This is a genomic window from Streptomyces sp. UF-297 (genome assembly GCF_058245575.1).
In genome coordinates this window covers 1-19,253 of record NZ_JBSIBZ010000111.1, presented here as the reverse complement: position 1 = coordinate 19,253, position 19,253 = coordinate 1, and the positions used below count along the sequence as shown (strand labels likewise).

Here is a 19,253-nt window from a genome sequence, read left to right as displayed (position 1 = left end):
CTCAACTACCGCGAATTGCGGGCGAGCTGAAGGGCGTACTCGGGCCACCACTCCCCCGCCTTGGGCCCGCCCTTGCAGGTGCCGTCCGACTCCCCGGGGCGCTTGATCCACAGATAGGCGTCCACCAGCGGGTCGCCGGTCCTGACCGTCGGGGCCTTGCCCAGCGCCCGGCCCGGGGGGTTGCACCAGCTCTCCGCGTCGTCGCCGCCCGGCGCCGGGCCGTTGCCGTTGCGGCTGGTGTCGATGACGAAGGGCTTGCCGCCGAGCATCCCCGACAGCTGCTTGCCGTACTTCGTGTTCTCTTCCGTGGTCTGGTAGTTGGAGATGTTCAGCGCGAAGCCGTCGGCCTTGTCGATGCCCGCGCGGCGCAGCGGCTCGACCATACGGCCCGGGTCCTTGATCCAGTGCGGATTGCCGGCGTCGAGGTAGACCTTGGTCCTCGGCAGCGCCTTGAGCTTGCCCACGGCCTCGGTCAGCAGGGCGTAGCGCTCCTCGTGGAACTGCTCGGGGGTGCACTTGTCCTCGATGTGCGGCAGCGCGTCCGGCTCCAGGATGACGGTCGTGGCGCGGTCGCCGATGCCCTTGACGACGCCGTCGAGCCAGCCGCGGTAGGCGTTGCCGTCCGCGGCGCCGCCCTTGGAGTAGTTGCCGCAGTCGCGGTGCGGGATGTTGTAGAGGACGAGCAGGGCGTCGCGGTCGGCCTTGGCGGCGGCCTCGGTGAAGCCGCGCGCTTCGCTCTCCGCGTTGTCCACGCCGATCCACTCGGCGACGGGCCGGGAGGCGATCTTCTCGATCAGTTCGGCGTCGGACGCCTTGCCTTCCTTGGTGTACGCGGCCATCTGGCGGGCCGCATTTCCGTCGGGGTTGACCCAGAACCGCGCGGTGGACTTGGGCTGTTGCCCCAGAACGGGCGCGCCGGCCCCGCCCTCGCCCTCTCTCTCCCCGCCCTTTTCCGAAGAGCCGAAGCACCCGGCCAGCATCAGCAGCGCACCCGCGGCCGAGACCGCCGCCAGCGCCGTGCGCCGGCGGCCTGCGGTGCGGTGTCCACCCGGGGGGCGTCCCCCCGGCCCCCCCACATTTCCGTACATCCACTCCCCCTCGGAGCACGGGACAAGACCGGTCCGATCCATCGTTGCACAGGGGCGAGGAGCACTGTCGACCTATCGACGAGCCGATGACGGCTTGGCCTCAACTGCCCCTAGGCGGGGGCGTTCAGGCGTTCTAGAGTAGGTCGCCTGGCCCCAGTCCCCGGCCGTGTCCGACCTACGCACTCCCAGCGCCTCCCCCCGGCGACAGGGCCTCTCCCGCAGCCCTGGCGCCGCGGCGGTCGAGGACCGACCGGTCGGCGGTTCAGGGGGGAGCGGACCGCCGGCCGGGCACGGTCGCGTGCGCCCGTGCGCTGGTTGACATGTGCCCGTCCTGCTGGGAATCTCCGTTGCGACAAGTCCATACATCGAGGCGACGGCAGACAGGAACCCGGTGCGAATCCGGGACGGTCCCGCCACTGTGACCGCGAGCAGCGCCGCTCGCGGGAGTCAGGAACTGACCCGTCGTCCTCCTGCCATGGGGCGTGGAAACCCCACAAGGAGGCACTTCGGATGTCACTGCACACCGCGCAGCACACCGACCCGGCGGCCGTCTCGGCCGCCACGACCCGCACCCGCGACTGGCTGATCGCGGGCGGCGCCGTCATCATCGCGCTGATCGCGCTCTACGCCGTCTTCATCGACAACGGCTCCCTCATCTCCGCGACCGGCGACTACCTCCACGAGTTCTCCCACGACGGACGGCACCTCTTCGGCGCCCCCTGCCACTGATCGGGGCGCACGCACCATGAACCACCCCGTACTCCCCTTCCTGCGACGGGGACTGCTCGCGGGCGGCGCGGCCGGTCTGCTGACCGGTCTCTTCTCCCTGCTGCTCGCCGAACCGCTGATGGACCGCGCGATCCGCGCCGAGGAGGCGCGCCAGGAGCGCATGGAGCACCACGACGCGGGCGCCGCCGTCACCCAGCACCACGAGGAGCTGTTCACCCGCTCCACCCAGCACTTCGGCCTGGTGGTCACCGCGGTCGTCGCCGGTCTGGCACTGGGGCTGCTCTTCGCCGTCGCCTACGCGCTGATCCACCGCCGCGGCGCCCCGGGCGAGCGGCCCTGGCCGCGCGCGCTGGCCATGGCGGCCGCCGCGTTCACCGGCGTCGCGCTGCTGCCCGGACTGCGCTACCCCGCCAACCCGCCCGGCGTCGGCGACTCCGGCACGGTCGGGCAGCGCCAGATGCTGTGGCTGGCCGCGGTCGTCATCGGCGCCCTGGGCATGCTGCTGGCCTGGCAGATCCACCGCAGACTGGCCGGCCGCACCGAGCCGGTACGTCAACTGGCCGTCGCGCTCACCGCGATCGCCACCCTCGCGCTGCTGTTCGCGCTCCCCGGCAACCCCGACCCGGTACCCGTCTCGGCCACCCTCCTGTGGGACTTCCGGGTGCTCTCCCTGGCCTCCCACGTCCTGCTGTGGGCGGTCCTGGGCGGCGTCTTCGGCGCCCTGGGCCTGCGCGCGGCACGCTCCGCCCGCAGCGCCGGCGCCGACGCGGCAGTCCCGGCACCGGCCGCCTGAGCGCTTTGCCGGACGCGCGGTCGTCGCACCGCAGGCCGTGGAGGGGAGTCGAGCACGGCCCCCGCGCCTTACGGGGCGCGGAAACCGGCATCGCCGGCCGGAGGCCCGGCCTCCCCTCCCGGACCTCCGGCCGCCTTCCCGCGCGTCCCGTCCCGCGCCGTGGGCCCTTCGATGCCCGTACGGCTGAACCGGCTGCGGTACGCGCTCGGCGGCACCCCGATCTCGCGCAGGAACGTACGGCGCATGGTCTCGGCGCAGTTGAACCCGCAGCGCCGCGCCACCGCCCGTACCCCCTCCGCGCCGCTCTCCAGCATCTCCCGCGCCGCCTCCACCCGCGCCCGCTCCACGTACCGCCCGGGGCTGGTGCCGACCCGGCGGGTGAACATCCGGCTGAAGTGCCGCGGGCTCATCGACAGCCGGGCGGCCATCGCCTGGACCGACAGGTCCGCCGCCGGGTCGACGGCGATGTCGTCGAGCAGGGCGCGCGGCGGCCCGTCCGGTAGCGCCGGGGCGCGGTTGCGCAGGCTGAACTGGGACTGTCCGCCGGGCCGTTGGAGGAAGACCACCAGCCATTTGGCGACCTCCCGGGAGAGCGCGGCGCCGTGGTCCTCCTCCACCAGGGCCAGCGCCAGGTCCACCCCCGCGCTCACCCCGGCGGAGGTCACCACCGGCCCGTCGCGTACGAAGATCGCGTCCGGCTCCACGCTCACCGAGGGGTGTTCGGCCGCCAGCTCTTCGCACAGCGCCCAGTGCGTGGTGGCCCGCCTGCCGTCCAGCAGCCCGGCCTCGGCCAGGACGAAGGCGCCGGTGCACACCGAGGCGATCCGGCGCGCCCGGCCGGCCACCAGCCTTACCTGAGCGGTCAGTTCGGCCCCGCAGGCCGTGCCGCCGTGGCCCCAGCCGCCGGCCACCAGCAGGGTGTCCGGCTCCGCGTCCGGCAGCCGCAGGTGTACGCCGAGGCGGATGCCGGAGGAGGTCACCACGTCCCGGCCGTCCACGGAGGCCAGCCGCACCCGGTAGGCCCCGTCCCGCAGGCCTCCCGCGGAGGAGAACACCTCCAGGGGACCGGCCGCGTCCAGCAGTTGCACCCCGTCGTAGACCACGACCACCACCTCCCGCACGGCCTGCGCCGGACCGGTCGGGCCGCAGGGGCGGGGGTCCACGCTGTCCCGCACGCTCAGGCCAGCGACTTCCGTACGGAGGCGACCAGTTCGGCCGGCGCCTTGTCCGGCGAACCGGCGTCGAAGGGCGGCCGGGGGTCGTACTCCGTCATCAGCTGGGTCAGCTGCGCCCGCTCCGTGCCCCAGATCTTCGCGATCAGGGTCAGCGCCATGTCCAGACCGGCCGATACGCCCGCGCCGGTGACCACATCGCCGTCGATGACCACGCGCTCCTCGCTGACCCGCGCGCCGTGCGCGGCCAGCAGGCCGCGGGCGAGCCAGTGGGTGGTGGCCGAGCGCCCCTTCAGGACACCCGCCCTGGCCAGCAACGTGGAGCCGGTGCACACCGAGGTGGTCCAGGTGGCGGTGGGGTGCACGGCCGCCAGCCACTCCAGCAGCGGCCCGCTCTCGTCGATGACCTCCAGCCAGCGGCCGCTGCCGGGCACCACGATCAGGTCGGGCGCGGTCAGCTCCGCGAAGGTGGTGGTGGCGTTGAGCGATATGCCGCCGTCGCAGAGCACCGGCCCGCGCCGCTCGGCGACGTAGTGCGCCGTGACCCCGGGCTGGTTCGCCAGCATTTCGTACGGGCCGATCAGGTCGAGCGCCGTCATGCGGTCGTAGAGAACAAAAGCCGCGTCCACAGGAATCCTCCCCATGAGAAACCGCCCCGGCGGCGGTCCGTCTCAGCATGCGGCCGCGGCCGGTGCGTCATCAATGACACGTACCCCTCGGATCAGGACACCGCCCTCGGGCCGGGCGCCCCGGGCCGTTCATGCGCCCCGCCGGGCCCCCGTCAGATACGCGGACACCACGATGTTCGCGCTGTAGAGGCGGCGCTCGCGGTCGAAGGTGCCGCCGCAGGTAATCAGCCGCAGCTCGGCGCGGCCCGGCGCGTGGGCGCCGTAGACCCGGCGCGCGTCGAAGTTCTCGCGCTGGTGGACCGTGACGTCCTCGACGGTGAACTCGGCGACGGTGCCGTCCGAGCGCCGCACCGTCACCCGCTGTCCGGGGACGGCGCTGCTGAGGCTGTAGAACACCGCCCGCCGGGTGTCGGTGTCGACATGGCCGACCAGGACGGCGGCGCCCGCCGCGCCCGGCTGGGGGCCCGCGCCGTACCAGCCGACCAGGCCGGGGTCGGTGAAGGGCGGCGCGGCCACCGCGCCCCCGGCGTCCAGGCCGCGCTCCACGATCCTGGCCCGCACGCCCAGCGCGTCGATGGCGAGCGCGCTCGGCCGTACGGACGGGGAATCGGCCAACGGCGGGTGCGCGGGCGGGAGTTCTCGGCCCGGCGGGCGGCCCACGGCCGCGACGTCGCCGGTGTCCGGGGACTGGGTCAGGCCGCCGTCGGTGAGGTTGCGGCCCCACAGCCACAGGCCCAGCAGCAGCACCGCCCAGGCCAGACCGGTCAGCAGGCGGCCGCGTCCGGCGGGCGCCGCGCCGTCAGCGGGCACCGTCGCCGCCGCGCCCGCGGCGCCGCCGTACCCGCCCGGCGATGATCAGCGCGGCCCCGCCGGCCAGGACCAGTCCGAAGGCCCCGGTGGTGCCCGCCGCAGGGCCCCGGTCGGCGTCGGCCCGCTGCCCGGCGCTGGGAGCGGGGGCTTGACGGGCGGCCATGGCGCCGCCACCGGCCTGTACGGGGGCGCTCGGCGAGGCGGTGGCGGCCGCGGGGAGCACCTTGACGGTCCCCTCGGCCATCGCCTCGCTGCCGTCGCAGTCCACGGACACCGCGTAGGAGCCGGGCTCGGCCGAGGAGCTGACGGTGGCGTCGCCGATCAGTCCCTCGGCGACCCGCGCCAGCGGCACCTCGTCGACGAAGACCTCGGACCTGGCGGTCCCCACGCGACCCTCGCAGCCGGAGACCCGCAGCGCCACGTCGCTGCCGGGGGCGACGGCGGAGGGGCTGACCCAGACCGACCCGGCCATGGTGTCCGGGTCCTCCTCGGCGGGCGCGGCGCCCGCGGCGGGGGCGGGGAGCACTGCCAGCGCGCACGCCGCGAGCAGGGCACAGAGGGTGATTCGCGGTGAGCGCATGGTGAACCTCCAGTACTTCCGAAGGTCCGCCGGGCCGCTCCTGCCCGCACCCGCTGCGCCCCCGCCGTGCGCCGTTCGGGTGAGCGGCCGGGCCGCGGGGCGCCCCTCCGGCCCAGCTCGACTAGACCAGATCCACCAGGTCCGCGATCGAGTTCACGACGTGCGAGGGCCGGAACGGGTAGGTGTCCACGTCCTTGGCCCCGGTCAGCCCGGTGAGCACGAGGAAGGTCTCCATCCCCGCCTCCAGCCCGGCCAGCACATCGGTGTCCATCCGGTCGCCGATCATCGCGGAGGTCTCGGAGTGCGCCCCGATGGCGTTGAGCCCGTGCCGCATCATCAGCGGGTTGGGCTTGCCGACGAAGTACGGCTCGCGCCCGGTGGCCTTGGTGATCAGCGCGGCCACCGACCCGGTGGCCGGCAGCGGCCCGGCCGGGGAGGGCCCGGTCTCGTCCGGGTTGGTGGCGATGAACCGCGCGCCGCCCTCGATCAGCCGGATCGCCTTGGTGATCGCCTCGAAGCTGTACGTGCGCGTCTCGCCCAGCACGACGTAATCGGGCGCGTGGTCGGTGAGCACATAGCCGATGTCGTGCAGGGCGGTGGTCAGCCCGGCCTCGCCGATGACGTACGCGGTGCCGTGGGGCCGCTGGCTCTCCACGAACTTCGCGGTGGCCAGCGCCGAGGTCCAGATCGACTCGTACGGCACGTCCAGGCCGATCCGGGAGAGCCGGGCGTGCAGGTCACGCGGGGTGTAGATGGAGTTGTTGGTCAGTACGAGGAAGGGCTTGCCCGACTCCCGCAGCCGTTTGATGAAGGCGTCCGCCCCCGGGACCGGGACGCCCTCGTGCATCAGCACCCCGTCCATATCGGTGAGCCATGACTCGATCGGCTTGCGCTCTGCCACTGCCGGACTCCTGCCGTGCGTGTTCCATGCCTGACTGCCAGGGCGCCGGCCGGGCCCGTACGCCTCGCACATCACTCGCGCCTCGTACGTACGGCCGACAGCCCCAGCCTAAGTCAGCAGGTGGCACCCATGACCCCGCCGATCACGAGGGAATCCCGCGGATACCGGCCCGGGCGCCGCCCGGGCGTGAGCCGCTCAGCCCCCGGTCGCCGTCTTCCAGGCGTCGATGTAGGTGTCCAGGTTCTTGTCGATGTCGTTCCAGTCCGGCTCGAAGATCTCCACGCCCTTCATGATCTTGGCGAGTGCGGTGGCGTTGGCGTCCGTCGCCCTGATGTCCGTACGGGAGGTGAAGCCGCCGCCGACCGAGGAGACCTGCCGCTGCACCCGCGGCGAGAGCAGGTAGTCCAGGAACTTCTCGGCGTTGGCGCGGTGCGGGGCGTTCTTGACCAGCCCCGCGGCGTACGGCAGGGCGAAGGTGGTGGGCCGGGCGCCATCCTTGGCCGCCGGGAAGAAGATGCCCTGGTGGGGCATGGACTTGGTGTTGGCGTAGTTCATCTGCACATCGCCGTTGGCGACCCAGAGTTCGCCCTTGTCGGTCTTGGGGGCGAGCTGGCCGGTGGAGGAGGCCGGGCCGACGTTGTTGGCCTGGAGCTTCTTGAGGAACTCCATGGCCGGGCCCTGGCCGCCGAAGTCGTGCAGGGCCTTGATGACGACGGCGGTGCCGTCACCGGCGACGCCCGGCGTGGAGTACTGGAGCTTGTCCTTGAACCTGTCGTCCAGCAGGTCCTGCCAGGTGGCGGGCGGCTGCTTCAGCTCCTTGCTGTTGTAGACGAAGCAGAAGTAGTTGTTGACGACGGAGGTCCACGTGCCGTCGGGGGACTTGTCCTTGGCCGCGACCTTGTCCGAGCCCTTGGGGCGGTAGGTCTCCAGCAGGCCCTTGCCGTCGGCCTGCTGGATGAACGGCGGCAGGGTGACGACGACATCGGCCTTGGTGTTGGACCTCTCGCGCACCAGCCGCTGTACGGCGGCGCCCGAGCCGTTCTCGACATAGTTGACCTTGATGCCGGTCTGCTGCTCGAAGTCCTTGAAGACCTTGTCGTAGAAGCCGTCGCCCTTCTCGCCCTTGAGGCCGTCGGCGCTGTAGACGGTGATCTCCTTGGCGCCTGCGTCGGCACCCGCCGTGCCGCCGCAGGCGGTCAGGGCGATGCCGAGGACGAGGGCGCCGGTACCGGCGGCGAGCAGCCTGGCGTACGCGAAAGCGCTGCGCATGACGTGGTGACTCCTTGTCGAAGCAGGGGAATTCAGCGGTGGTCGGCCCGGGTGCGGATACGGGAGAGACCCAGCAGGACGACGAGCGCGGCGGCCATCAGCACCACCGCGAGCGCGGCGCCCGTGAAGAGGGAGCCCCGGTCGGTGGCGGCGTGGATCTGCACCGGCAGCGGCATCCAGTCGGGCGGGTAGAGCATCATCGTGGCGCTCAACTCGCCCATGGACAGGGCGAAGCAGAGCCCCGCGGCCGCGGTGAGCGAGGGCAGCAGCAGCGGCAGCTCGACCCGCCACAGCACGTACGCGGGCCGGGCGCCGAGGCTGGCCGCGCTCTGTGCGTACGCGGGGTCGAGCCGGGCCAGCGCGGCGGTGACGGACTGGTACGCGAAGGCCGTGACCAGAACCGTGTGCGCGATGATCACGATCAGCGGGGTGCCGTTGAGGAGGAAGGGCCGCCGGGAGAAGGCCACCAGCAGCGCGAGGCCCACGACGACGGAGGGCACCGCGAGCGGCAGCATGAACAGCCCGTCCACCACCCGCCGTCCGCGCCGCCGCAGCCGCTCGGCGGCCAGCGCCGCCCAGGTGCCGGCCACCAGCGCGGTCAGGCTCGCCGCCAGGGCGGTGAGCAGGCTGGTGACCAGGGCCGCCGGCGCGTCGCCCGCGGCCACGTCGCGATAGTGCTCCAGGGTCGGGCCCGAGGGCAGCGCCCCGCTCCAGTTGGTGGCCAAGGACGCGGCCGCGATCACCAGGAACGGCAGCGCGAACAGCGGCAGGAACAGCAGCAGGAATCCGGCCCACACCCACCGGCGGGCCCGCTCGCTATGCACCAGCACGGCACACACCTCCGCCCCGCGTACGCGACACCGCGGCCCGGTACAGGGCGTAAAGGGCCACGGACAGCGCGATGTTGACGACGGCGACCACGCACGCGCCGGTGTAGTCGCCGTCCAGGATGGCCTTGGAGTAGACGAGCATCGGCAGCGTCACCACGTCCTTGGCGCCGGTGAACAGCACGATCCCGAACTCGTTCAGGCCCATCACCAGCACCAGCGCCCCGCCCGCCGCCAGCGCGGGCAGCGCCTCCGGCAGGATCACCGTGCGCACGACCCGCCAGGGCCGCGCCCCCAGCGAGGAGGCCACCTCCAGCTGCGCCGTCTCCACCTGGGAGAAGGCGGCCAGCAGCGGCCGCATCACGAAGGGGGTGAAGTACGTGATCTCCGCGAGCAGTACGCCCCAGGGCGTCCGCAGGAAGTCCAGCGGCCCGCTCGCCGCGCCGGTCACCCCCGTCCACAGCCCGTTGGCCATGCCCACGGTCCCGTAGACGAACAGCAGCGCCAGCGTGATCAGAAACGACGGAAAGGCGAGAAAGACGTCGATGAACCGGCTCAGCGCCTTCCCGCCCGGGAACGGCACGAAAGCGATCACCAGCGCCAGTACGAACCCCAGCGCCAGCGACCCCACCGTGGCCCCCGCCGCAATCAGCACCGTGTTCCCCAACGCCCCCTGAAACGACGCCTCCCCGAACACCTCCCCGTACGCCGCGGCCGACTGCCCGCCCCCGTCCTCCGGCGTGAACGACTGCCACACCACCAACGCGAGCGGATACAAGAACACCAGCCCCAGCGCGACGACGGGCGGCAGCACCCACAGCCCCCCGGCCCCGGCCCGCCCACGCCGTCCCGCCGCAGCGCCGGACAGCGCCTCCGCGCAAGCCAGCGCAGATCCCCGCGCCGGTGGCCGATCACCTCCGTGGCCGGGAGATTCCTCCGGTCCGCTCCCCGGCGACTCCCCACCCCCACGGCGGGACGGCGTCTTCGGTCCGCGCCCCAGCGGCCCCTCGCCCCCACGGCGGGGAATCTCCTCCGCCGCGGCGGCGCGCACGCCGGCGGCGGTTTCCGGCGGCGCCGAACCGGCCTCGGCCGACGGGCGGTCCACGCGACGGCTAACCACGGCGCGCACCCCCCTTCGCTGCAGCGAGGCCCGCCGCGGCGGGCCCCTCGTCGGCAAGACCCACATCGGCGGGACCCGCATCGGCCGGTCCCGCCGGGAGCACCACCGCGTCCTCCGCCGCGAAGTGCAGCACCACCTCGGCGCCCAGCGGCGGCGTCGAGCGCAGCTCGCGTACGTCGGCCATCACGCGGTGGCCGCCGACGTCCACGTACAGGCGGTGGGTGGAGCCGCGCCACTGCAGTTCGGCGACCGTGCCGCGCAGGGCGTTGGGGCCCTCGCCCAGGCCGACGAGGTGCGGGCGCACACACAGCGTCGCGCTCGCGCCGGGGGCGGCGCCTGCGGGGACGGCGGCCCTCAACTGCGCACCGGCGAAGGAGATTTCGCCCTCCCGCGCGCCGACCGTGACCGGCAGCAGATTGGCGGTGCCGACGAAGGAGGCCGTGAAGCGGGTGCGCGGTGTGCGGTACAGCTCCTGCGGCGTACCGCAGTCCCGCAGCCGCGCCGCGTCCATCACCGCGATCCGGTCCGCCAGCGTCAGCGCCTCCACCTGGTCGTGGGTGACGTACAGGATCGAGACCTCGGGCAACTCCCGGTGCAGCCGGGCCAGTTCGGCGAGCATCCCCGAGCGCAGCTGCGCGTCCAGGGCGGACAGCGGCTCGTCCAGGAGCAGCACCCGGGGCCGGATCGCCAGCGCCCGCGCGATGGCGACCCGCTGCTGCTGCCCGCCGGACAGCTCGCGCGGATAGCGGCGCGCACAGCCGGTCATCCCGGTCATCTCCAGCGCCTGGGCCACCCGCCCGGCGATCTCGCCGCGCGGCGCCTTCTGCGCCTTCAGCCCGAACGCGACGTTCTCGGCGACCCGCAGGTGCGGGAAGAGCGCGTACTGCTGGACGACCATCCCGATGCCGCGCCGGTGGGGCGGCAGCCCCGTCATGTCCCGCCCGCCGATCAGCACCCGCCCGCGCACGGGGCGGACGAAGCCCGCGACCGCCCGCAGCGCGGTGGTCTTCCCCGAACCGGACGGCCCGAGCAGCGCCATCACCTCCCCCGGCTCGACGGTCAGGTCCAGCGAGTCCAGGACGACGTGACGGCCGTAGGCCACCGTCACCCCTTCGAAGCGGATGCCCGACTCCACGGCGCCCGTCATCTCACACCACCCCGACCAGCGAAGGGAGTTCGGCGACCGAGCCGAGGACGTGGGTGGCGCCGGCGGCGGTCAGCGCTTCCCGGTCGTGCGCCCCGGTGAGCACCCCGGCCACGATGCCCGCGCCCGCGCGCCGCCCGCAGAGCATGTCGTAGGAGGTGTCACCGGCGACGGCGATCTGCGCCACGGAGTCGGCGGCGCGGGTGCGCAGCAGCGCGGTGAGCACCATGTCGGGGTACGGGCGCCCGCGCCCGCCCGCGTCCGCCGGGCACAGCGTCAGCTCCACCAGCTCCCGCCAGCCCAGCGCGTCGAGGATGGCGTCCTGGGTGACCCGGGCGAACCCGGTGCTCAGCACGACCGCCAGGCCCGCCGCCCGCATCGCCTCGACGGCCTCGCGCGCCCCGGGCAGCGGTGCGATGTGCCCGCCGTCCACGAGCTGCCCGTACGCCTCCTCGAACGCGGCGTTCGCGCGCCGGGCCGCGTCCTCCTGCCCGAACAGGTGCCGGAAGACGGAGATCTTGGACTCGCCCATGGTGGCGCGGACATAGGCCAGCTTCTCGGCGTGGTCCGCGCTGCCCGGCTCCACGCCGAGGCGCCGCGCCGCCACGTCGAAGGCCCGCTCGACCAGCCCGCCGTCGGCGACGGTGGTGCCCGCCATGTCCAGTACGACCAGCCGGATCGGCTCCTGGCCGGGCCGCCGCCTCACCATCCCAGCTCCCCCGCGGTGTCCTCGGCGATGGCCGGGGCGCAGGTCATGCCGCGCCCGCCGGGCCCGGTGACCAGCCACACGCCGTCGCCGACCTGCTGGCGGTGCACCACCCGGCTCGTGTCGGTGCACTGGGCGTACACCCCGGCCCAGCGGCGGCAAACGGCGGGCAGCGGCCGCCCCAGGAAGGACTCCACGACCCGGGTGAGGTGCGCGTAGGGGTCCTCGACGACGTCGAAGCCGAAGGGCGTCTCGTACTCGTGGGTGTCGCCGATGGTCAGCCCGCCGTCGGCGCGCTGCACCATCAGCAGCTGCATCCGGTGCTCGGCGGCGGTCGGCTCCTGCGCCTGCCCGGCGTTGAGCGCGTCCAACTCGGCGCCCGCGTAGGCCGGGTAGTAGCGGAAGCTGTCCGCGTCGGCGACGGAGCAGGTCAGCGCCTCGCCCAGCGGGCCGGTCTGCATCATCTGCAGCCGTACGCGCCGCACGGGCAGGCCGGGCGCCAGCTCGCGCACCAGCCCGCCGAGCCAGGCGCCGGTGCACAGCACGACGGCATCGCCGCGGTGCACCTCGCCGTGGTCGTCGCGCACCGCGGCGCTCCCCACCACCTCGCGCACCTCGCGCCCGCCCAGGAAGGTGTAGCGCCCGGACGCCGACAGGGCGTCCTTCAGGGCCCGTTGGGCGGTGCGCGGCTCGACGGCCGCGTCCCGCTCGCACCACAGCGCGCCGGTGAAGGCGCCGCGCAGCGCGGGGTTCAGGGCGCGCGCCTCGGCGGCGTCCAGGAGCGTGAAGCCGCGCGCCGCGGCGTCGGGGCGGCGGGTGGCGGCCTCGGCGACGGCCCGCTCGGCCTCGTTGCGTACGAGGGTGAGCGACCCGATGCCGCGGAAGCCCACCGCGGGCACCCGCTCCCCGATGCCCTCCCACAACTCCCGTGCCCGCAGGGCCGTTTCGACCTCGGCGCCGCCCGCCCTGCCGCTGACCCAGATCTGCCCGAAGTTGCGCACGGACGCGCCGCGGGCCTCGGCCTCACGCTCGATCTGGACCACTTCATGGCCGCGCTCCACGGCCTGCCAGGCGTGCATGGTCCCCAGCACGCCGCCTCCGACAACTATGACTCGCATGCCCGGAACGCTCCTGGGAACGGGTGACCCACGGCGGTCGGCACGGCGACGCAACGGTGAACAGGCCCTCAAGCTTGGCCCAGACCCGTTACCTTTCCGTTATCAAAGTGCGGCGCCGGACGGCCCGCAGCCGACCGGCCGCACTCCCGGCAGGGCGCTCAGCGCCCCAGATGTGTGGTGAAGGAGAAGCGGTCGCCCCGGTACAGCGAGCGCACCCGCTCCAGCGGCCGCCCGTGCGCATCCCGCGACAGCCGGTGGATCAGCAGCATCGGCAGCGCTCCCGGCGTCCCGATCAGCAGCGCCTCGCGCGGGGTGGCCAGCACCGTCTCCAGCCGCTCGTCCGCGTCCCCGAAGCCGGTCCCCAGCTCCTGGTGCAGATAGCCGTAGAAGGACGAGTCGGGCGCGAAGTCCACGTCCAGGCGCGGCACCCGCGCCACCGCCACGTACGTGCTCTCCAGCCCGACCCGCTCGTCGTCGGCGAGCAGCACCCGCTCCAAGTGCCATACGGGCTCGCCCACTTCGAGCTCCAGCTCGGCGGCGAGCACCGCCGGGCACCCGAAGCGGTCCAGCCCGACCAGCTGCCGCCCCGGCCGCAGCCCCTGCTTGCGTACGCCCTCCGTGTAGCTCGCCAGCGCCAGCGGCTGGACCAGCTTGGGCCCGGCCACCACCGTGCCGCGCCCCATCCGCCGCAGCCGCCCCTCCAGCAGCAGTTCACGCAGCGCCTGGCGCAGCGTCTCCCGCGAGATCTCGAACGCCGACGCCAGCTCGCGCTCGGTGGGCAGCACCTCGCCCTCGCCCAGCTCCTCCAGCAGCTCGGCGATCTTGACCTTCGCCGCGTAGTACTTGGGGATGCGCCCGTGTTCGGGAATGCCGGCCCGCACGGGTGCGCCCGGTGCCTGGTCGCTCGGATAGTCCACGCGGCGATCCTCGCACCCCGCGCCCGCCGCTCCCCTCCCGGGCCGCACGCGAAGGCCCTGCCGGCGCCGCCGGAAAGTCGGCTGGTTGGCGGCGCGGGCAGGGCCTTCGGGAGGTGGCGGGAGCGGCTGGTTCAGCGCCTGAAGCGCCGAGATCCCACCACAAGGACACCGCCGCCGAGGAGGAAGGCGCCGGCGGTGACCCCGAGCCCGCGCACTGACGCGGGGCCCGTCTCTGCGAGCCTGACCGGCCCGGACTTGGGGGCGGGAGCGCTCTGCGGCGCCCGGCCGATGGTGAAGACGTAGTCGTTGGACTGGCCGATCCACTCACCGTCGGCGCCGCGGCGCTGCACGGTGGTGATGTTGGCGGTGACCCGCTCCTGCGGGGCGTCCGCGGCGAACCGCATCCGCATCCGCAGGTCCTCGCTCCCCTCGGCCGGCACCGACAGCCCGGCGAACCCGCTCCCGCCGCGGGCGCCCTCCTTGCCCAGGACCCCGATCCGCTCGTCGCGGTCGGTGGACTCGAAGGGGACCGAGCGCCAGGCACCGGTGGCCGGGTCCTGGAACTGCAGCTGGATGTGGTGCGGGCGCAGGGTGCGGTGCTCGTCGGTCAGTACGGCGACGGGGTGGACGGCGGAGCAGTCGGCGCCGGTGGTGTTGCGCAGCCGGAGGTTCCAGGTGCGCCAGCCGTCGCCCGGGGTGTAGCGGGCGGGGCCGCCGTACACCCAAGAGTCGATGGGGAAGTCCTTCCCGTCGGAGCGTGCGCACGCCGGAGCGGGGGACCCGGTGCCGCCCTCGGCCGGAGCGGCCATCGCGTACCCGGCCGAGAGCACGCCGGGCAGCAGGCCGGCCGTAGCGGCGGTCAGGGCGAGAACGCGGGTCGGACGCATGGCGAATCGAGTGCCTTTGCTGCTCGGTCGGCTGGGGCGTTGCGTGGCATGGACCCTGCCACGCGCGCGCGGCGCATCGCCGCCGACACCACTCGTATTGCCCAACAGACCGTCAAAACCCGCCCCAACAGCCCAGTTGGCGTCAATTCCGATTGGCTCGAATCCGATTGGCGGGAATCGGATGGGCGGGGATCGGATGGGATGCGAAGGGCGTGGCCGGCGGGGCGAACAGCGGGGCCAGGACGAGCCGGGCCGCGCCGTCGGCGACCGCGCGCCGCCCGCCGCGCACCAGGGCGACCTCGACCCGCTCGCCCTCGCCGCGACCGCGGGCGTGCTCCTGGAGCACCCGCGCCACGCCGCCCACGAAGGTGTCCGGGTGGGCGGCGACGCTGCGGCCGCCGAGCAGCACCCGGTCGATGTCCAGCAGCTCCACGAGGTTGGCCGCGCCCACCCCCAGCACCCTGGCCGCCTCCTCGAAGCGGCCCTGTGCCACGGCCGCCAGGCACAGCGCCTCGATGCAGCCGCGCTTGCCGCAGTCGCACCGCGGTCCGTCCAACTGCACGATCTGGTGGCCGAATTCGCCCGCGCCGGTGCGCTCGCCCCGGTAGAGCGCGCCGCCGAGCACGAGGCCCGCGCCCAGGCCCGTACCGAGGTGCAGATACGCGAAGGAGCCGCCGGGCCGCTCGTCCTGGGCGGCGGGGAGGGCCGCCGCGTTGGTGTCCTTGTCCAGGACGACGGGCAGGTCCAGGCGCTCGGCGAGGGCGGCGCGCAGCGGGAAGCCGTCCCAGTGCGGGAAGCCGGTGACGCGGTGCAGTACGCCCGCGCTGTGGTCCAGCGGTCCGGGGCAGGCCACGCCGACGCCCAGGACCCGCTCCCGGGGTGCGGCCGAGAGCAGGGCCGTGACCTGGGCGGCGGCGGTGTCCAGGACGGCGGCCGCGCCGGCGCCGAAGGCGAGGGGGGCGGTACGGGTGGCCACCGGCTCGCCCGCGAGGTCGGCCAGCACCGCGGTGCACTCGTCGCGGTCCAGGTGCAGGCCGACGGCGAGCCGGGCACCGGGGACCAGGCGCCATACGGTGCGCGGCTTGCCGCCGGTGGAGGCGCGGTGGCCCGCCTCCACGGCCAGGCCCTCGTCCCGCAGCCGCGCGGTGATCTTGCTGACGGCCTGCGGGGTGAGGCCGGTGTGCGCGGCCAGCTCCAGGCGACTGACGCCCTGCGGGCCCGCCGCGCGCAGCATGCCCAGCACCAGGGCGGTGTTGTGGCCGCGCAGCGCGGTCAGATTGGCCCCTGCGGGGGCGGCGGCAAAGGCGTCGTTACTGGTCACCCCTCCATTGTCCGTACCGCTTGCACTTTGGCAACAGCGTTGCTTAAGTGGATGCATGAACGACTTCCCCGGTACCCCGAGCGCCGGTCCGGCCGGCTCGCTGCGCGTCGGCCTGATCGGCTACGGCCTGGCCGGTTCGGTCTTCCACGCCCCGCTGATCGCCGCCACCGACGGCCTGGTCCTGGACACCGTCTCCACCTCCTCCCCCGAGCGCCAGGAGCAGGCCCGCGCCGAGCACCCCCAGGTCCGTACGGTCGCCACGCCCCAGGACGTGCTGGACAGGGCCGCCGACCTCGACCTGGTCGTGCTGGCGTCCCCCAACAAGACCCATGTGCCGCTGGCCACCGCCGCCCTCCAGGCCGGGCTGCCGGTGGTCGTCGACAAGCCGCTGGCCGCGACCGCCGCCGAGGCCGAGGCGCTGGCCGCGCTGGCCAAGGAGCGCGGGCTGCTGCTGTCGGTCTTCCAGAACCGCCGCTGGGACAACGACTTCCTGACCGTGCGCAAGCTGATCGACGAGGGCGCGCTCGGCCAGGTGCAGCGCTTCGAGTCGCGCTTCGAGCGGTGGCGGCCCCAGCCCAAGGGCGGCTGGCGCGAGTCGGGCGACCCGGCCGAGATCGGCGGGCTGCTGTACGACCTGGGCAGCCATCTGGTCGACCAGGCGCTGACCCTGTTCGGCCCGGCGGCCTCGGTGTACGCCGAGTCCGATGTGCGCCGCCCCGGCGCCGAGGCCGACGACGACACCTTCATCGCCATCGGCCACACCAGCGGCGTCCGCTCCCACCTGTGGGTCAGCGCCACCACCGCCCAACTCGGCCCGCGCTTCAGGGTGCTGGGCAGCGCGGCGGGCTATGTGAAGTACGGCCTGGACCCGCAGGAGGCGGCGCTGCGCGAGGGCCGGCGGCCGGGCGGGGAGGGGGCCGACTGGGGCGTGGAGTGCGCGTCGGCCCGGGGCCGGATCGGCTCGGGGGAGTCGCCGCAGACCGGTGGCGGCGAGCCCGTACCGACCCTGCCGGGCGACTACCCCGCCTACTACGCCGCGATCGCGAAGGCGCTGCGCGAGGGCGGCGAGCCGCCGGTGTCGGCGATGGAGGCCGCCGCCGCGCTGCGCGTCCTGGAGGCGGCCAGGCGCTCCGCCGCCGAGGGCGTCACCGTCCGCATCCAGGGAGCCGACGCGTGAGCGCGCCGATACCGGACGTGGAGGTGCTCCAGGAGCAGGAGCGGCGGCTGGTGCTGGAGCGGTTCGGCAACGACGACGCCTGGCGGCTCGGCTCGCTGCTGGTGGACCTCGCCCGCGAGCGGGGCGCCGCGGTGACGGTCGACATCCGGCGCGGCGCCCAGCAGCTGTTCCACTACGCGCTGCCGGGCACCAGCGCCGACAACGACGCCTGGATCGAGCGCAAGTGCCGGGTCGTGGAGCGCTATGCCGCCTCCTCCTACCTGGTCGGCGCGCGCTTCCGGGCCAAGGGCCGCACCTTCGAGGAGGCCTCCCGGCTGGACCCCGACCGCTACGCCGCCCACGGCGGCGCCTTCCCGCTGCGGCTGCGCGGCACCGGCGTCATCGGTACGGTCGCGGTCTCCGGCCTGCCCCAGGGCGAGGACCACGCGCTGGTGGTCCAGGCCCTGGAGCGGTTCGTGGAGCAGAGCGGGTAGCCCCGGCTCAGTCCCGCGTACGGCGGCTGCGGACGATCAGGACCAGCGCCGCGCCGCTGCCGACCGCGACGGCTGCCGCGCCGATGAGCAGCGGATCACCGAACTCACCGCCACTGTCGGCCAGTTGACCGCCTCCCGTGGTCCCGCCGGTGACCGGCCCCGGAGTGGCGGACCGCGTCGGGCTGGGGCCGGGGGTCACCGTGGGCGTGGGCTCGGTCGGCGACGGCGTGGGGGTCGGGGTGGGCTCCGTCGGGGTCGGGGTGGGCTCCGTCGGAGTCGGGGTGGGCTCCGTCGGAGTCGGGGTCGGCTGAGTCGGCGTGGGAGTCGGCTCGGTGGGGGTGGGGGTCGGCGTGGGCGTCGGGGTCGGGGTCGGCGTGGGCGTAGGAGTCGGGGTCGGCGTGGGCGTGGGCGTAGGCGTCGGCGTAGGAGTCGGCGACGGCGAGTCGGTGGGCGACTGCTCGCAGTTCGGCAGGTCACCGGTGAACGGGTAGGCGTGGAGCTCCGCGCCCGCGGACGAGACGTGGTTGAGCGAACCGGTGGTGAAGAAGCGGCCGTTCATGCCCGGCACGGACACCGTCGTCGTACTGGCCTGGTTGCCGACCAGCACGGCCCCCTGGAACTGCGCGCTGCCCTTGATGGTCACCGTGCTCGCCGTCGGGAAGTTCCACAGCAGCCGCTCGCGGATGCCCGCGGGCTGCAGGTCGTGCCCGATGTAGGTGCTGATCGTGCGGGCGTCGCCGAGCATGTTGACCAGGATGGTGGCGCCGGCCGGGATGTTGTTGAAGGCGATGCCCTGGTCGCCGCCGTTGGGGCCGGCGATGTCGAAGTCGACGTTGAAGACCTGGATCGGCGAGGTTCCGTCGCCGGTGAAGGTCGTCTGGTAGCCCTGGTTGACCGCCGTCCCGGTGGGTGCGCGGCCTTCGCCCTTGTCGAAGGCGTAGCAGGTGCTGGCCCCGGTGAGACTGGCGCTCAGGTTCCGGTACGGGTCGATGGCGGCCGGGTCCCGCTCGGCGGGCGGATGCACCGTGCCGCTCAGCGTCCCTCCGTACTTCACCTTGCCGCTGACGCTCCCCTCCTCCGCGAGGATCTGCTGCCCCTGCTTGATGGTGAGGTCGCCGCCCACGGTGAGGAAGTCCGAGCCGTTGGGCGGCGGTACGCGCGAGCCGACGCCGGCCACGCCGACGTTGTAGATGCCGGAGTTGCCCGGCTTGTTCACCGTGAAGTTGCCGACCGTGACGAGCTTGCCCTCGGCCTCGGCGGCCGAGCCTCCGACCGTCCAGTTGCCACCGACGAAGACGTTGATGTTCTCGTCCCGGCCCGCGACGGAGCCGTTGTTGGGATCCGCCCAAGGGCTGGTCGGGCAGGCGCTGCCCAGGCACGGGCCGAGCCCGCCGGGCAGCGGCTGGGCGAACACCATGGCGGCGAAGACGCCGAGCAGCGCAGCGGTCCCCGCGCCGGCCGCGGCGTACACCGACACCTTGAACCTCTTGGCCTTCTTTACGTCCATATGTGGCACTATGCGACTTCTCAGCCGCACGGCCGATGATCCCACGCCGCGCTTCGCCCGAACCGGCGGGGGGGGGGGGGGGGCG

Annotated in this window: 20 protein-coding genes and 1 riboswitch; of the genes, 4 read left to right on the top strand and 16 right to left on the bottom strand. The window is 73.9% G+C overall.

Annotated elements, in window-relative coordinates; translation table 11 throughout:
- Positions 1–5: 5 nt before the first annotated feature.
- Positions 6–1,088, bottom strand: coding sequence for a glycoside hydrolase family 6 protein (locus AC4IJH_RS38770; protein WP_490856689.1), 1,083 nt, complete (start codon positions 1,086–1,088; stop codon positions 6–8).
- A gap of 337 nt (positions 1,089–1,425) precedes the next feature.
- Positions 1,426–1,565, top strand: a riboswitch (cobalamin riboswitch).
- 33 nt (positions 1,566–1,598) lie between these two features.
- Here AC4IJH_RS38770 and AC4IJH_RS38765 point away from each other — a divergent pair.
- Positions 1,599–1,817, top strand: a complete 219-nt coding sequence (locus AC4IJH_RS38765) for a CbtB domain-containing protein (protein WP_490856688.1) — start codon at positions 1,599–1,601, stop codon at positions 1,815–1,817.
- A gap of 16 nt (positions 1,818–1,833) precedes the next feature.
- Positions 1,834–2,610, top strand: a complete 777-nt coding sequence (locus AC4IJH_RS38760; protein ID WP_490856687.1) for a CbtA family protein — start codon at positions 1,834–1,836, stop codon at positions 2,608–2,610.
- 68 nt (positions 2,611–2,678) lie between these two features.
- Here the strand turns inward: AC4IJH_RS38760 and AC4IJH_RS38755 are convergent, their stop codons facing one another.
- The 14 genes from AC4IJH_RS38755 to AC4IJH_RS38690 all read right to left on the bottom strand — a co-directional run bounded on the left by AC4IJH_RS38755 (position 2,679) and on the right by AC4IJH_RS38690 (position 16,011).
- Positions 2,679–3,731, bottom strand: a complete 1,053-nt coding sequence (locus AC4IJH_RS38755) for a GlxA family transcriptional regulator (RefSeq protein WP_490856696.1) — start codon at positions 3,729–3,731, stop codon at positions 2,679–2,681.
- A 56-nt stretch (positions 3,732–3,787) separates the two neighbouring features.
- Entirely contained in the window at positions 3,788–4,411 is a 624-nt protein-coding gene (locus AC4IJH_RS38750) for a DJ-1/PfpI family protein (RefSeq protein WP_490856686.1), read from the bottom strand.
- Between the two features lie 129 nt (positions 4,412–4,540).
- Positions 4,541–5,221, bottom strand: a complete 681-nt coding sequence (locus AC4IJH_RS38745) for a class F sortase (protein WP_490856685.1) — start codon at positions 5,219–5,221, stop codon at positions 4,541–4,543.
- The gene (locus AC4IJH_RS38740; RefSeq protein WP_490856684.1) at positions 5,211–5,801 is read right to left on the bottom strand and encodes a hypothetical protein; all 591 of its coding nucleotides are present in this window, start codon (positions 5,799–5,801) and stop codon (positions 5,211–5,213) included. Before AC4IJH_RS38740 ends, AC4IJH_RS38745 begins: the two co-directional genes overlap by 11 nt.
- Positions 5,802–5,922: 121 nt before the next feature.
- A complete protein-coding gene (locus AC4IJH_RS38735; protein WP_490856683.1) occupies positions 5,923–6,702 on the bottom strand; it encodes an HAD-IIA family hydrolase in 780 nt (259 codons plus the stop codon).
- Between the two features lie 195 nt (positions 6,703–6,897).
- Positions 6,898–7,971: a 2-aminoethylphosphonate ABC transporter substrate-binding protein gene (locus AC4IJH_RS38730; RefSeq protein ID WP_490856682.1), complete on the bottom strand. Its 1,074-nt coding sequence runs from the start codon at positions 7,969–7,971 to the stop codon at positions 6,898–6,900.
- 32 nt (positions 7,972–8,003) lie between these two features.
- Positions 8,004–8,801 (bottom strand): ABC transporter permease, encoded by a 798-nt coding sequence (locus tag AC4IJH_RS38725; RefSeq protein ID WP_490856681.1) that lies wholly within the window; start codon positions 8,799–8,801, stop codon positions 8,004–8,006.
- Positions 8,788–9,825 carry a 2-aminoethylphosphonate ABC transporter permease subunit gene (locus tag AC4IJH_RS38720; protein WP_490856695.1) on the bottom strand — a complete coding sequence of 346 codons (1,038 nt, stop codon included), beginning with the start codon at positions 9,823–9,825 and terminating at the stop codon, positions 8,788–8,790. The genes AC4IJH_RS38725 and AC4IJH_RS38720 overlap by 14 nt, the downstream gene beginning before the upstream one ends.
- Positions 9,826–9,910: 85 nt before the next feature.
- Complete coding sequence (locus AC4IJH_RS38715; protein ID WP_490856680.1) at positions 9,911–11,065, bottom strand: ABC transporter ATP-binding protein; 1,155 nt, start codon at positions 11,063–11,065, stop codon at positions 9,911–9,913.
- 1 nt (position 11,066) lies between these two features.
- Positions 11,067–11,771, bottom strand: a complete 705-nt coding sequence (locus tag AC4IJH_RS38710) for a phosphonatase-like hydrolase (RefSeq protein ID WP_490856679.1) — start codon at positions 11,769–11,771, stop codon at positions 11,067–11,069.
- Entirely contained in the window at positions 11,765–12,886 is a 1,122-nt protein-coding gene (locus AC4IJH_RS38705) for a TIGR03364 family FAD-dependent oxidoreductase (RefSeq protein WP_490856678.1), read from the bottom strand. Before AC4IJH_RS38705 ends, AC4IJH_RS38710 begins: the two co-directional genes overlap by 7 nt.
- A 158-nt stretch (positions 12,887–13,044) precedes the next feature.
- Complete coding sequence (locus AC4IJH_RS38700; protein WP_490856677.1) at positions 13,045–13,803, bottom strand: GntR family transcriptional regulator; 759 nt, start codon at positions 13,801–13,803, stop codon at positions 13,045–13,047.
- A 131-nt stretch (positions 13,804–13,934) separates the two neighbouring features.
- On the bottom strand, positions 13,935–14,690 hold the full coding sequence (locus AC4IJH_RS38695) for a hypothetical protein (protein ID WP_490856676.1): 756 nt from the start codon (positions 14,688–14,690) through the stop codon (positions 13,935–13,937).
- 142 nt (positions 14,691–14,832) lie between these two features.
- Positions 14,833–16,011, bottom strand: coding sequence for an ROK family protein (locus AC4IJH_RS38690; protein ID WP_490856675.1), 1,179 nt, complete (start codon positions 16,009–16,011; stop codon positions 14,833–14,835).
- Positions 16,012–16,066: 55 nt separating this feature from the next.
- On the opposite strand from AC4IJH_RS38690, the gene AC4IJH_RS38685 reads away from it, so the two are divergent.
- Both AC4IJH_RS38685 and AC4IJH_RS38680 read left to right on the top strand, forming a co-directional pair.
- Positions 16,067–17,188, top strand: coding sequence for a Gfo/Idh/MocA family oxidoreductase (locus tag AC4IJH_RS38685; protein WP_490856674.1), 1,122 nt, complete (start codon positions 16,067–16,069; stop codon positions 17,186–17,188).
- The gene (locus AC4IJH_RS38680; protein WP_490856673.1) at positions 17,185–17,661 is read left to right on the top strand and encodes a heme-degrading domain-containing protein; all 477 of its coding nucleotides are present in this window, start codon (positions 17,185–17,187) and stop codon (positions 17,659–17,661) included. The genes AC4IJH_RS38685 and AC4IJH_RS38680 overlap by 4 nt, the downstream gene beginning before the upstream one ends.
- 7 nt (positions 17,662–17,668) lie before the next feature.
- Here AC4IJH_RS38680 and AC4IJH_RS38675 read toward each other — a convergent pair whose 3' ends face one another.
- Positions 17,669–19,168: a choice-of-anchor A family protein gene (locus tag AC4IJH_RS38675; RefSeq protein WP_490856672.1), complete on the bottom strand. Its 1,500-nt coding sequence runs from the start codon at positions 19,166–19,168 to the stop codon at positions 17,669–17,671.
- Between the last annotated feature and the right edge of the window lie 85 nt (positions 19,169–19,253).